General features: G+C 41.9%; 16 protein-coding genes and 1 riboswitch. Of the genes, 5 read left to right on the top strand and 11 right to left on the bottom strand.

The features are described from left to right. Positions 1-159: 159 nt before the first annotated feature. Positions 160-261: riboswitch (purine riboswitch) on the top strand. Positions 262-392: 131 nt separating this feature from the next. Further along, a complete protein-coding gene (locus FOF60_RS09750; RefSeq protein WP_192471303.1) occupies positions 393-995 on the top strand; it encodes a xanthine phosphoribosyltransferase in 603 nt (200 codons plus the stop codon). After that, a complete protein-coding gene (locus FOF60_RS09745; RefSeq protein ID WP_192471302.1) occupies positions 992-2,302 on the top strand; it encodes a nucleobase:cation symporter-2 family protein in 1,311 nt (436 codons plus the stop codon). Before FOF60_RS09750 ends, FOF60_RS09745 begins: the two co-directional genes overlap by 4 nt. Before the next feature lie 123 nt (positions 2,303-2,425). Here the strand turns inward: FOF60_RS09745 and FOF60_RS09740 are convergent, their stop codons facing one another. The 5 genes from FOF60_RS09740 to FOF60_RS09720 are packed head-to-tail and all read right to left on the bottom strand — an operon-like array spanning position 2,426 to position 6,335. Beyond that, positions 2,426-3,559, bottom strand: coding sequence for a bifunctional cystathionine gamma-lyase/homocysteine desulfhydrase (locus FOF60_RS09740; protein WP_192471301.1), 1,134 nt, complete (start codon positions 3,557-3,559; stop codon positions 2,426-2,428). Continuing rightward, positions 3,560-4,483 (bottom strand): PLP-dependent cysteine synthase family protein, encoded by a 924-nt coding sequence (locus FOF60_RS09735; protein ID WP_192471300.1) that lies wholly within the window; start codon positions 4,481-4,483, stop codon positions 3,560-3,562. A 15-nt stretch (positions 4,484-4,498) separates the two neighbouring features. Next, positions 4,499-4,966 carry an S-ribosylhomocysteine lyase gene (locus tag FOF60_RS09730; RefSeq protein WP_192471299.1) on the bottom strand — a complete coding sequence of 156 codons (468 nt, stop codon included), beginning with the start codon at positions 4,964-4,966 and terminating at the stop codon, positions 4,499-4,501. Continuing rightward, positions 4,966-5,664, bottom strand: coding sequence for a 5'-methylthioadenosine/S-adenosylhomocysteine nucleosidase (gene mtnN / locus FOF60_RS09725; protein WP_192471298.1), 699 nt, complete (start codon positions 5,662-5,664; stop codon positions 4,966-4,968). The genes FOF60_RS09730 and mtnN overlap by 1 nt, the downstream gene beginning before the upstream one ends. Positions 5,665-5,687: 23 nt before the next feature. Next, positions 5,688-6,335, bottom strand: a complete 648-nt coding sequence (locus FOF60_RS09720; protein ID WP_192471297.1) for a class I SAM-dependent DNA methyltransferase — start codon at positions 6,333-6,335, stop codon at positions 5,688-5,690. 190 nt (positions 6,336-6,525) lie between these two features. Here FOF60_RS09720 and FOF60_RS09715 point away from each other — a divergent pair, with 190 nt between their 5' ends. Beyond that, complete coding sequence (locus tag FOF60_RS09715) at positions 6,526-6,879, top strand: response regulator transcription factor (RefSeq protein WP_192471296.1); 354 nt, start codon at positions 6,526-6,528, stop codon at positions 6,877-6,879. Positions 6,880-7,066: 187 nt separating this feature from the next. Here FOF60_RS09715 and FOF60_RS09710 read toward each other — a convergent pair whose 3' ends face one another. The 4 genes from FOF60_RS09710 to FOF60_RS09695 form a co-directional block, all read right to left on the bottom strand. After that, complete coding sequence (locus FOF60_RS09710; RefSeq protein ID WP_192471295.1) at positions 7,067-7,708, bottom strand: Type 1 glutamine amidotransferase-like domain-containing protein; 642 nt, start codon at positions 7,706-7,708, stop codon at positions 7,067-7,069. Positions 7,709-7,825: 117 nt separating this feature from the next. Beyond that, the gene (locus FOF60_RS09705; protein ID WP_192471294.1) at positions 7,826-9,121 is read right to left on the bottom strand and encodes an MFS transporter; all 1,296 of its coding nucleotides are present in this window, start codon (positions 9,119-9,121) and stop codon (positions 7,826-7,828) included. 90 nt (positions 9,122-9,211) lie between these two features. After that, on the bottom strand, positions 9,212-9,586 hold the full coding sequence (locus FOF60_RS09700; RefSeq protein WP_192471293.1) for a DUF2750 domain-containing protein: 375 nt from the start codon (positions 9,584-9,586) through the stop codon (positions 9,212-9,214). 11 nt (positions 9,587-9,597) lie between these two features. Then, positions 9,598-10,053 carry a GNAT family N-acetyltransferase gene (locus FOF60_RS09695; RefSeq protein ID WP_192471292.1) on the bottom strand — a complete coding sequence of 152 codons (456 nt, stop codon included), beginning with the start codon at positions 10,051-10,053 and terminating at the stop codon, positions 9,598-9,600. A 139-nt stretch (positions 10,054-10,192) separates the two neighbouring features. Here FOF60_RS09695 and FOF60_RS09690 point away from each other — a divergent pair, with 139 nt between their 5' ends. Further along, positions 10,193-10,354, top strand: coding sequence for a hypothetical protein (locus FOF60_RS09690; protein ID WP_192471291.1), 162 nt, complete (start codon positions 10,193-10,195; stop codon positions 10,352-10,354). A gap of 282 nt (positions 10,355-10,636) precedes the next feature. On the opposite strand, the gene FOF60_RS09685 is transcribed toward FOF60_RS09690, so the two are convergent. Both FOF60_RS09685 and sirA read right to left on the bottom strand, forming a co-directional pair. Then, on the bottom strand, positions 10,637-10,852 hold the full coding sequence (locus FOF60_RS09685) for a YneF family protein (protein WP_041966564.1): 216 nt from the start codon (positions 10,850-10,852) through the stop codon (positions 10,637-10,639). A gap of 158 nt (positions 10,853-11,010) precedes the next feature. Continuing rightward, a complete protein-coding gene (sirA, locus tag FOF60_RS09680; RefSeq protein ID WP_192471290.1) occupies positions 11,011-11,451 on the bottom strand; it encodes a sporulation inhibitor of replication protein SirA in 441 nt (146 codons plus the stop codon). 252 nt (positions 11,452-11,703) lie between these two features. On the opposite strand from sirA, the gene FOF60_RS09675 reads away from it, so the two are divergent. Further along, positions 11,704-12,339: an FMN-dependent NADH-azoreductase gene (locus tag FOF60_RS09675; RefSeq protein ID WP_192471289.1), complete on the top strand. Its 636-nt coding sequence runs from the start codon at positions 11,704-11,706 to the stop codon at positions 12,337-12,339. Positions 12,340-12,357 lie beyond the last annotated feature (18 nt).

Raw genomic sequence — 12,357 nt, 5'->3', positions numbered from 1 at the left:
AATAGTTTATCAAATATTTGTATAATGGGGAAGATTTTTTATTTTATACATTCCTTTTACGAAAAGGTTTTAAAAACGAATATTATGTCTGAATATTTTCAATTTGTTCGTCTTTTCAGCGTTTTCCTGTTGAAACAAATTAAAATAGTGATATAATGATTTTAAATTCATACATTCACTCATATAATCGCGGGGATATGGCCTGCAAGTTTCTACCGGATTACCGTAAATGATCCGACTATGAGTGAGCAATGCAGAGGGTTCTACTCTTCCTCTGTTTGCCGGCAGCTTATTGTAAGCCCAAGGCCATTGCTTCACTCATTTTATGATGTGAATGCAAGGCTATGGGCTTTTTTGTATTTTTAGGCCCTCATCTTAAGAGGAGGAATACAATGGAACTGCTTGTTGAAAAAATTAAAAACGAAGGAACTGTCCTGTCACCATCTGTACTGAAGGTTGATTCATTCCTGAATCACCAGATTGATCCGCAGCTGATGCAGGAAATCGGGAAGGAATTTGCTGAACGATTTGCTGATTGCGGGGTAACCAAAATCCTGACGATTGAATCTTCTGGGATTGCTCCTGCTGTCATGGCTGGACTTCAAATGAATGTACCAGTAGTGTTTGCCAGGAAAAGAAAGTCTTTGACTCTCATAGATGACTTGATTACAGCATCTGTCTATTCTTTTACCAAGAAAGAAGCAAACGAAATATCTGTTTCAAAACAGTATCTATCAAAGAACGATAGAGTGTTGATCATTGACGATTTCCTTGCCAACGGACAAGCAGCATTTGGCCTTGCGGAAATAGCAAGCAAAGCAGACGCCTCAATTGCCGGCATCGGCATTGTGATTGAAAAAGGTTTCCAGGATGGCGGCTCCCTTCTGAGAGATAAGGGCTATCGAGTTGAATCATTGGCTACTATTTGTTCGCTTGAAGAAGGTATCGTCAGATTTGATCACACTGTAGAAGGAAAGGCGGAATTGACACGATGAGACAGAATCCTTTTAAAATAGCTTCATTAGGAATCCAGCATGTTCTGGCGATGTACGCAGGTGCGGTGATTGTTCCGCTGATTGTGGGAGGAGCCCTCGGTTTAACAGGTGAACAATTGACCTATCTAGTATCGATTGATATTTTCATGTGCGGTATTGCAACCCTCCTGCAGGTATGGCGCAATAAATTCTTCGGAATCGGCCTTCCTGTCGTATTAGGCTGTACCTTCACTGCCGTAGGACCAATGATCGCGATTGGCGGACAATATGGTATTTCAGCTATTTACGGTTCCATTCTTGTTTCAGGTATATTCGTCGTTGTTATTTCAAAGTACTTTGGCAAGCTTGTCAGGTTCTTCCCTCCAGTTGTGACTGGATCTGTCGTTACAATCATCGGTATCACTTTAATTCCTGTTGCGATGAATAACATGGCAGGCGGACAGGGCAGTCCTGATTATGGTTCTCTTACAAACATCGGATTGGCATTTGGCACATTGCTGTTCATTATTGTGCTATTCCGTTTCTTTAAAGGATTTGTTCGTGCCATAGCTATTTTGTTAGGTTTAGCCGCGGGAACTACTGTTGCCTATTTTATGGGAATGGTTAATTTCACTGCTGTTGGGGAGGCTTCATGGTTTCATATGCCAGCCCCATTCTATTTTGGCTTGCCAACATTTGAAGTATCAGCGATCCTGACAATGATCCTTGTGGCGATGGTCAGTCTTGTGGAATCAACAGGAGTATACTTTGCTTTAAGTGATATTTGTGAAGAAAAGCTGGAAGAAAAAGACCTTGCAAATGGCTATCGTGCCGAGGGTCTTGCAATTATCCTCGGAGCATTCTTTAATGCTTTTCCTTATACCACTTATTCACAAAACGTTGGACTTCTTCAGCTGTCAGGAGTCAAAACAAAGAATGTCATATACACTGCGGGTGCTTTCCTTGTATTGCTAGGGCTTGTACCAAAAATTGGTGCCCTGACTACTATTATTCCTACCCCTGTCTTAGGAGGAGCAATGGTAGCCATGTTCGGAATGGTTGTCGCCTATGGAATCAAAATGCTTAGCGCTGTAGAGTTCTCATCACAGGAGAATCTATTGATCATTGCCTGCTCAGTCGGAATAGGTCTTGGTGTGACAACTGTGCCCGAATTATTCGCACAAATGCCATCAAGCATCCGAATCCTGACAGACAACGGGATTGTCGCTGGCAGTTTAACCGCCATCGTATTGAATCTAGTATTCAATGTTTTTAAAGGAAATAAAGTCGCCCAGCATGCTTCTTTTGCTGAGCAGAAAGCTTCGTGATATTGATACCGTGGTTAGTAATAAAATTAAGGCACCGGTTGAATTCGGTGCCTGTTTTCATTCTATTATTCTATTGGTGACCTGTTTTTCATAAATTCGGATTTTCGGGCGCCAATCGGATTCCTATTGCAACGCCTGCTCCAAATCCTCTATTAAGTCTTCGGCATCTTCAATTCCGACCGAGATTCTGATCAACCCGTCGGTAATTCCTAATACTGCTCTTCTCTCTGCAGGAATAGATGCATGGGTCATTTTAGCTGGAACAGATATTAAGCTTTCCACCGCGCCAAGACTCTCAGCAAGTGTGAAATATTTTACCTTGCTTAATACCTCAGCCGCTTTTTCAGCGCTTCCTACATCAAAGCTGACCATGCCTCCAAATCCTCCTGCCTGTTCCTTTGCAATGGCATGCTGTGGATGAGTTTCGAGACCGGGATAATAGATTTTCTCCACACCCTTGTGTTCTGATAGAAACTCGACGATCTTCTTCGTGTTTGCCTCGTGCGCTTCCATTCGAAGACCCAGGGTTTTAATTCCCCGCACAAGCAGCCAGGAATCCTGCGGGCCAAGGATCCCTCCGGTTGAGTTTTGGACAAAATGAAGATCGTCTGCAAGCTTTTCATCATTCACGACGACCAACCCTGCCACTACATCACTGTGGCCACCTAGATATTTAGTCGCGGAATGAAGGACCATATCAGCACCCAAAGTCAACGGTGTCTGCCAGTATGGTGTGCTGAAGGTATTGTCCACGATTGTCAGCAATCCATGTTCTTTTGCAAGCTCTGCACAGGCCTTAATGTCTGTTACTTTTAAGAGCGGATTTGTTGGAGTCTCGATATAGATGGCTTTAGTATTTGGCTGAATCGAAGCCTTCACCGCTTCAAGGTCTGTTGTGTCGACAAATGTTGATTCAATGCCAATCCGGTTTAGGACCTTGTTCATTACTCTGTAAGTCCCGCCATAAACATCATCAGTCAAAATGATGTGGTCTCCTGAGTTAAAGAGCATCATCACGGCTGTGATTGCCGCCATTCCGGAACCAAAGGCAAATCCTCTTTTCCCTTCCTCCAAATCCTTAATCAGCTCTTCTAAAGCAAACCTGGTTGGATTGCCTGTCCGTGAATATTCATACCCTTTATGGACTCCTACCTCGTCTTGCTTGTAAGTACTTACCTGGTAAATTGGAAATGAAACAGCGCCAGTAGTTTTATCGCCGGGAATACCGCCGTGTATCATTTTTGTTTTGCGCTTCATTTAAATTCCCCCCTCATAGATTTTTTTGCTTAAGTAACGCTCACTGCCGTCCGGAAAGACGGTAACAATGTTGGTGCCAGGAGGGGCTTTTCGAGCTTCTTGTAAAGCTGCATGAAGAACTGCGCCAGATGAGCTTGCAGCAAGTATTCCCTCTCTAGACGCGAGTTTTTTCACAGTGTCAAATGCATCATTATCGGAGATGGTATAGATCTCATCAAATAAAGCAGAGTCCATAAATGGCGGAAGGAATTCCATTCCGATTCCTTCTGTTTTATGCGGACCAGACTGACCTCCATTTAGAATCGATCCTTCGGGTTCAACAATAACGGTCTTTATCATTGGATTTTTCTCTTTTAAAAACTTCGCAGTACCCATGAATGTTCCTCCAGTACCGGCACCAGCTATGAAAATATCAATTTTGCCATCTAAGTCTTGCCAAATCTCAGGTCCCAACGTCTTATAATAAGTTTCTGGATTTGACGGATTGGAAAATTGAGATGGTGAGTAGGAGTTAGGGATTTCTTCAAGCAATTGTTCCGTTTTGCGGATTGCTCCAGCCATCCCTTCCGATGTAGGTGTATGGATGATGTTGGCACCAAGTGCTCTCATCAACGTTTGTTTTTCCAAGCTGAACTTTTCCGGGACAACAAGGATAACATTAATCCCCTTGTTGATTGCTGCCAACGCCAGCCCGATCCCTGTGTTGCCGGCAGTCGGCTCAATCAGAGTGCCGCCTTTTTCCAACTTGCCTGTACGGAATGCCTCGTCTAGCAACTCTACTCCCAGCCGGTCTTTTATGCTGCCTCCTGGGTTTAAGTATTCCAGCTTTGCGTATAAGCGGACATCGGCAGGCAAATGGAATTGAGTAAGTTCAACCATTGGTGTAAGTCCTATCAATTCATGGACACTGCGGTAAACCGTCATTGCCTTTAACTCTCCTTATTCAGCAAATACCTGGCGCCACTCATCTTTCTTTGCCAGCATTTTTGCTGCGATTTCTTTTGCTCCCTCTAGGCTGTGGCTTGCAGCCCAGCCGCACTGAATTTCATTGCAGGCAGGAACCTCATCTGCTTCAAGCACATCTTTAAGAGTATCTTCTAAAACCTCTAGAATATTGTCGTAGTCATCATGGTTGATCACTGACAAATAAAAACCAGTCTGGCAGCCCATTGGACTTATATCAACGACACTCGCATGATGATTGCGAATGTTTTCTGCCATTAAATGTTCTAGTGAGTGAAGGCCAGGCATCTCCATATGTTCCTTGTTCGGCTGGCAAAAGCGGATATCATATTTATGAATTACATCTCCATAGGCACCCTGTGTTGTTCCTGCCAAACGTATATATGGTGCAGCCACCTTCGTGTGATCTAAATTAAAACTTTCAACATTCATTTTCTTTACCATTACTTCTTCAACTCCTCTAACATTAGTAAAATTAGTTCTGCGGAATTTTTCGCTGCTGTTTCCAAGAATTGGTCAAATGAAATGTTCGACTCTTTGCCGGCAATATCGGAGAGCGACCTGATAATGACAAATGGTTTTTCAAATTGATATGCTACCTGCGCGATTGCAGCTGCCTCCATTTCCGCAGCATATAAATCGGGCAGCTTGGTCCTGATGAATTCAACTCTCTCTCGGTCATTCATAAAGGAATCGCCAGATGCGATCAATCCATTAACAACCTGGATACCATCAATTTGTTCTGCGCTCTTTACTGCTGCAGCTACAAGCTTATCATCCGGAGCAAAATATGCTGGCATCCTCGGGACCTGGCCATATTCATACCCAAAAATCGTAACATCAACGTCATGGTGTCTCACTTCAGTAGAAATGACCACATCCCCAACATTGAGATCCTTGTGGAAGCCGCCTGCAGATCCAGTATTGATAATGACGTCCGGCTCGAATTTCTCAATCAATAATGCCGTTCCCAATGCCGCATTCACTTTTCCGATGCCAGATTTCAGCAGCACAACTTCTAAACTATCAATCTTCCCTTGATAAAATTCACTTCCAGCTAGAATCGTATCTTTCCTTTCTTCTAGCTTGCTGCGCAGTAAATCAACCTCTTCATCCATTGCTCCGATTATTCCAACTCTCATTGCTGCAACTCTCCAATACCATATTAATTTTTACTTACTTTAACAGCTTCCATCAGCCAAACATAAGAGTTCATTTTTTCAAAAGAAACCTGAAATCCGTTTTTCTCGAAAAGCCTCTCCAAAATTTCGAGGGTTGTATAGTATTCTCTCTTTAGATCCGCAAGCAAATTCTCATGCCCCTGCTCTTTTACGATTCGATGTCGTTCTTCCCGGTGTTCTTCATTTACAAATGCAGTATCAGCAAACACAATCTTCCCTTGATCACCCAAGAGTTTGCTGTACAATTTGAGGGCTGTATCCTTTTCTTCATTGCTCAAATGATGAAAAGCATACGTGCTTACGATCGAATCCACTTTTCCAGGAAGGTCAGGAAAGTTAATGAAATCCCCATCGTATAAATGTAGATCCGTGAATCGAGCTTTTGTTTTTGCTCTCATCGCTTTAGATGGCTCTACTCCATATACAACTCTTCCCAAGGAAATCAGCTTTTCAGTAAGATTCCCTGTTCCTACTCCAAACTCCAATACGGTACCATTTGATCTTAAGGCAACTGTTTGTAATATTTTATCATAATTTTCAAATACTTCTTTATACTCAAGATCATTTCCTGACACTGTGTCCTCGTAAAATTCGGCCCAATCATCAAATAAGGGGATAAATTCCCGACCCATTCCATTCACTCCGATTTAATTATTATAATTCCTATATGTATAGTATGAATTAAATTATTATAGGTCACATATTATCACGTTCATTTTGTAAAATCAATTTTTTTACCGTGATTAATTCCTTCATCATTGAAGAAAACAACTCGGCAATAGTGTATACTTACAATAAACAAAGATTTTTCAGGGGGAAAACATGGGAAAGAAAGTGCTAGTTGCTGAGGATGAACAAAGAATTAGCCATTTATTAAAGATGTATTTAGAAAGAGAAGCATTAGTCGTTGAAGTTGCTGACAATGGGGAAGCAGCTTTGGAAAAAGCTTTACAGAATTCATATGATGTCATCATTCTGGACCTTTTAATGCCTGGAAGAGATGGTTTTTCAGTATTAGAGGAAATTAGGAAAACCAAAGACACACCCGTCATCATGCTTTCTGCTAAAGGGGAAGCTAGTGACCTTGAACGAGGAGCAGAATTAGGAGCCAGCGAATACATCTTGAAGCCATTCAGCCCAAAGGATGTAGTTTCGAAGATAAAAGATCTCTTATAGAATAGACATCTATCGGACACTTTTCATGCGTTCCGCCTTCCGTGTGTCCGATAGAGCTCTTCTATCGGACACTTTTCTTGCGTGCCGCCTTCCGTTTGTCCGATAGGGCACTTCTATCGGACATTTTTACACGGTGCCGCCTTCCGTTTGTCCGTTAGGGGATTTAATGGTTTACACTTTTCAAAATTTATATCAACACACCTTTTCGTATCTCCTTTATATCTCCATAAAACTCAATTTCATCTCCTTCAATGACTATTCCATCGCCGTCATTGCAGGTAAAAATGCTTTCTTCCTGAGTAAGGGAATATTTTAAAAGCTCCTCCAGCTGATCTTTTTCTCTGTTCCAATGAGGCATAAATTCAAAATCCACCAGTTCTAACCCGCTTAATTCATTTAACTGGACTTCATTTTCATCATGGAATGCTGCAATCTTGATTGATTTGGACATGATCATGCTGCCCGCACTAACACCGATTAAAGGTTTCCCCTCATTCACCATTTGTTTAATATGTTTAAAAATGTTCCGGTCCTTCAGGTTCTTCAAAAATTGATAGGTATTCCCCCCTGACAGAAAAATGGCGTCACAGCTTGTAAACTCCACCAGCTGTGATGATTCGAAGTCTTCGTCCACGTCAAAATAAAAGAAGTCAGTAATATCCATTTCCGAAAACTCTGGCTTGGCTTTATCAAAATACCATCTTTCTTTGTCTGTTCGTGACGGGATATAAGCAAGCCTAAGTGACTGGCCGCCAGTTATATTTTTGATTTTCCTTATTAAAGCTGGATTCATATTTCTTAGATCACTCAAAAGCACTAATTTTCTCATCTCGTTCATCTCTTTCTGAAATTATTCATCAAGATATTTTCAATAAAGATACTGGAAAAACCTTTAAATGTCCAAAAAAAAGAGCCTGGAAACATCCAGACCCAAAAGATAAAATAATTACTTTTTATTTGTCCATATCACAAATGGTATTAACACTAAGGAAAGTACCCCACCTGCAAGTGAAAGGAAGGCAAAGCTTGAATTAGCCACAACCATGCCTGATAACATTCCGCCGGAGGCTCCCGACAATGCGACCATTACATCAACTGTACCTTGCATTTTTGCGCGATTTGCCGGATTTGTGGCATCGACAAGCAGAGCTGTTCCGCTGATTAGGCCAAAGTTCCAGCCTAGACCGAGGAGAATGAGGGCAAGTGTGATCCAAAACATAGATTCACCCGGAGCAACAGCAGCCATAATCCCGGAAGCCAGAAGTGTAATTCCGGAGGCGATCGCCATCGCCGCGCGTCCGATTTTATCAACAAGTACACCAGTCAATAAAGAAGGCAGATACATTGCTCCAATGTGGAAACCTATTACCATACCAACCGCGCTTAAACCATGTCCATGGCTGCCCATGTGCACAGGAGTCATCGTCATAATCGCTACCATCACCATTTGGGTGAGAACCATGATTAAAGCCGCTACTCCGATTCCTCGTTTATCGGTAACAAGTGCTTCCTCGACATAATCATGGGAACTGGTTTTAGCTTTATGTTCCGCCAAAGCTATGGCCCTTGCGACCACAAACGGATCGGGACGAAGGAAAAACAATAGTATTAATCCAGCAACGATATAGGCTGCGGCTGCGAGAATGAATGGTCCGGACAAAGCCGGTACCCCTACAGATGTTGCAAACTCTCCCATTACCTCGACAAGGTTAGGACCAGCTACAGCACCAAACGTCGTGGACACCATCGCGATACTGACAGCTGTCGCACGTTCTTTAGGACTGGCCAGGTCCGTCCCTGCATACCGTGCCTGTAAATTTGTCGCACTGCCGGCACCATAGATCAAAAGTGACGCAAAAAGCAGAAAAATATTATTCGTTACTGCAGCTATGATTACACCAATCGCGCCAATTCCGCCAGTTAAAAATCCTGAAGCCAGGCCCGCTCGCCTGCCATAACGCTGTGAAAGGCGCCCGATAATGAGAGCTGCTCCTGCAGAACCTAACGTAAAGAGCGCTATCGGAAGACCAGCCACACTATCAGTGCCAAGCATTTCTTTAGCCAACAATGCCCCTACAGTTATCCCGGCTGCAAGGCCGGCTCCGCCGAAAATCTGGGACAGAACAACTATTAATAAGGTTCTTTTATATAAAGCTTCTTGTTTTTCAGGTGATTCTACATAATCTTGCAGCCACTCGGGATGATTTTCCTCAGCCGCTGCACCTTCGGATTGACGTGACATTTTTTTCAGCTCTCTCTTTCTAAAATCAAGATGTTACAATTATACCATATTGGGTATATTTTGAATATGATTTATATTTGGCTTATCAAATCAATAATTCTCCAGCTCTGCTTTCAGGTCTTTTAGCAGAATATCTACATTCATTACGGCAGAATCTGTGTCGGTTGGGAAAATTGATGATTTTATCCCGTCTGACTTCATCCCCGGAAGCCACTTCTCGAGGAAGTCATCCATTTCAATTTTTTTTGCTTTAAAGCCTTCCCATTCATTCTTAGCAAATGTTTCTGCGAACTTTTCATTAGGGTAAAACGGGATCAATACATTGCCCATGTCATCTTCTGCAGTTGCCCAGCCATCGTTATACAGCCCCCATATCTCTTCATAATCTGCTGCTTTTTTTATGAAGTATTCATACCTTATAGCAGCCGGCTGCTTGATGACTGCCTCAAATTCATGATGATTCAATTACAGCACTCCTATCTATGTCCATCTTTCCGGGCCTGAATATACCCATAATACGCGCATGTACCATTTTGCGAAAGATCCTTGACCTCGAAACCGCATTTTTCATAGAAGCTAAAATTGTTGGCAGAAGTATGCGCAAACCAGTCTCCATGGGGGAGTTTTTGGACGCAAAGCTGCACTAGCTTCTGGCCAATCCCTTTCCCACGATATGATGATAAAACGGCCAGATCCATAATATTCGCTGCCATAATCTGATCAGAGATGACCCTGACCATTCCGACCATTTCATTTTCATCCCACACCGTAAATGCCCAGGTTGAATTTTTAAATATCAGCGAAAACTTTTCTTTTTGCCAATCCGGGGTGTTACGTGTCCAGCCCGCGTCCTCAAAAAGCTTCTCGACCTTTTCCGCTGATATCCCTTCCGTCCCTTCCCGTATAACAAGTCCGTTGAAATATTGGTACATAATATGAACTCCTTTTTTAATTTCTTAGGTTTCATATTCTGTATTGGCCGATTGATGTCCTGCCATAGTTTAACAAATGCTTCTGGCCGGTTATTTTGGACTATGATGACAAAGCCTAATAATAGGAGGTGAGCTTACATTGGTAAGAATCCATAATCCAGTCAAAGGTGATAAAAACAAAGTTGGGGCTGACGGTCAGCTTCACGGCGGCGTAATGGAAACGGCAGACGAATTTTTCGATTCAATATTTCAGCAAGGTGCAAAAAATAAGGACGAGGACAAATCAAACAAACAAAAATAACGCCATTTTCCGGCGTTGTTTTTTTGCATACATTTTATTAGAAGACCCATACTTCAAATTGTCTATCAAAGCCCTTTTCTTGGACATTTCTATTCCTGCCACACTTCAAAATGTCTATTAAATCCCTCTTCTTGGACATTTCGAGCCCTCTTACTCTTTAAAATGTCCATTAAACTTTTCTCCTTGGTCGTTTGATCTCTTCGACACTTAAAATGTCGCCTTAAGGGGAAAACAACAAAAAGAAAAGCACCCATCATTAGAATGAATGAGTGCTTGTCCTTTTTATTTTCCTGTCTGCTTGTTCATTGCTGACATCATTTGATTGATTTTCTTCTGGGATGGTTTCATACCCATCTGCATCATCATCATTTTAAGCATTTGTTCGTTGATTGGCGGATTTTTCTTTAAGTAGCTCTCCATGTATTTACGAGCAATGAAAAATCCTAGCGCTACACCGACAACTAATGCCAGTATACCAACTAGAATTAGATCCCACATAAAACTTCCTCCTTCATGTTGTCTAACATACAGTGTACTAAACCAACAGCTATTATACAATATCTGCAGGTTTTTTTCTCTATTAAATCAATTCAATTTCAAAACTTTTTGCATTCATCAGCGAAGAATGGAACCACCAATTGTTACATCTGCCTTCACTATACATATTTTCGTTCTTTAATCGGCTTCAGCCAGCCGTACTTATGTGATTCAAGGTCGATGGCAAGGAAGGATGATTCACATTTCCGAAGAATTTCAAAAAAGACTGTTTCTGCGTCGACTTGACCATGTGAGTCTAACTCCAGCCACCTTTCATGGACTTTAAGCGTGGCTGAACTATTATTTGAGTTGTTTTCATAAATGTATATGCCGTTCTCAACATGAAATCCTTTAGCCTTGGAAAGCTGTTGATGAAGGAGCTGATGGATGCGAAGCACAGGAATGGATTTCGTAACAAATTTAACTTGCTTGGCAATGATAGATTTCAGGTCATGGTTTGCTTGACTATATTCCAAAAACAATTGATAAAACATCCGTTCTCTTCCGAAATAATGGGAGGCAAATTCATCTTCTATTAGATATAGCTGGTAGGATCTCACATGATCCCCTCCTCTGCAGACAAGCTTTTGTCTTTATTATAGGAAAACGTTCAGTCAGCGTTTGTCTAAAGATGCCGAAAAAATCCACTAATTATGTCGAATTCAAAACTTTCTCACTTTTTATTATAATTTTCACCTGTTTGGTAGTCACGAAATCCGATGTTTTACAGTTTTTTTATTCGAAAGTGGAATACTCGCTAGTAAACAGGGGAATATATCAATGTTAATCAGATATAGAAAGGATGACTATTCATGGCAACAGTACTTTACATTACAGCAAATCCGAAGCCGGTTGAGGAATCGTTCAGTTTATCGGTTGGTGAGGAGTTTATTAAAGCCTATCGTGAAAACAATCCTGAAGATGAGATCGTCAGATTGGACCTTTATAAAATGGACATACCATTTATTGATACAGATGTTTTCAGCGGCTGGGGTAAATTACAGCAAGGTTCGGCTTTCGAACAGCTAAGCGACGATGAAAAACAAAAAGTGAGCGCCATCAATAAACTGACAGATCAGTTTGTTGCCGGGGATAAATATATTTTTGTAACACCATTCTGGAACTTCAGCTTCCCGCCAAAAATGAAAGCTTATATCGATAACATCGCGATTGCCGGAAAAACATTCAAATATACGGCAGAGGGTCCAGTTGGTTTACTTGGAGGCAAGAAGGCTCTTCACATCCAGGCGCGCGGCGGTATCTATTCAGAAGGTCCTGCTAAGGATCTGGAGTTCGGCGACCGCTACCTTCGTGCTGTTCTTGCATTCATGGGAATCACCGATGCTGAAACACTGGCAATTGAGGGTATGGCTGCTATGCCTGATAAAGCACAAGAAATCAAGCAGCAAGCCATTCAACGCGCCAATGAGCTCGCTAAACAATTTTAACACAGCAAAAAAGCCTGT

The sequence above is a fragment of the Mesobacillus jeotgali genome, from assembly GCF_014856545.2.
In the GTDB taxonomy this organism is placed as follows: Bacteria; Bacillota; Bacilli; order Bacillales; family Cytobacillaceae; genus Mesobacillus.
Note: the sequence above shows the minus strand (reverse complement) of the source record. Positions and strands in the feature narration are given on the sequence as shown.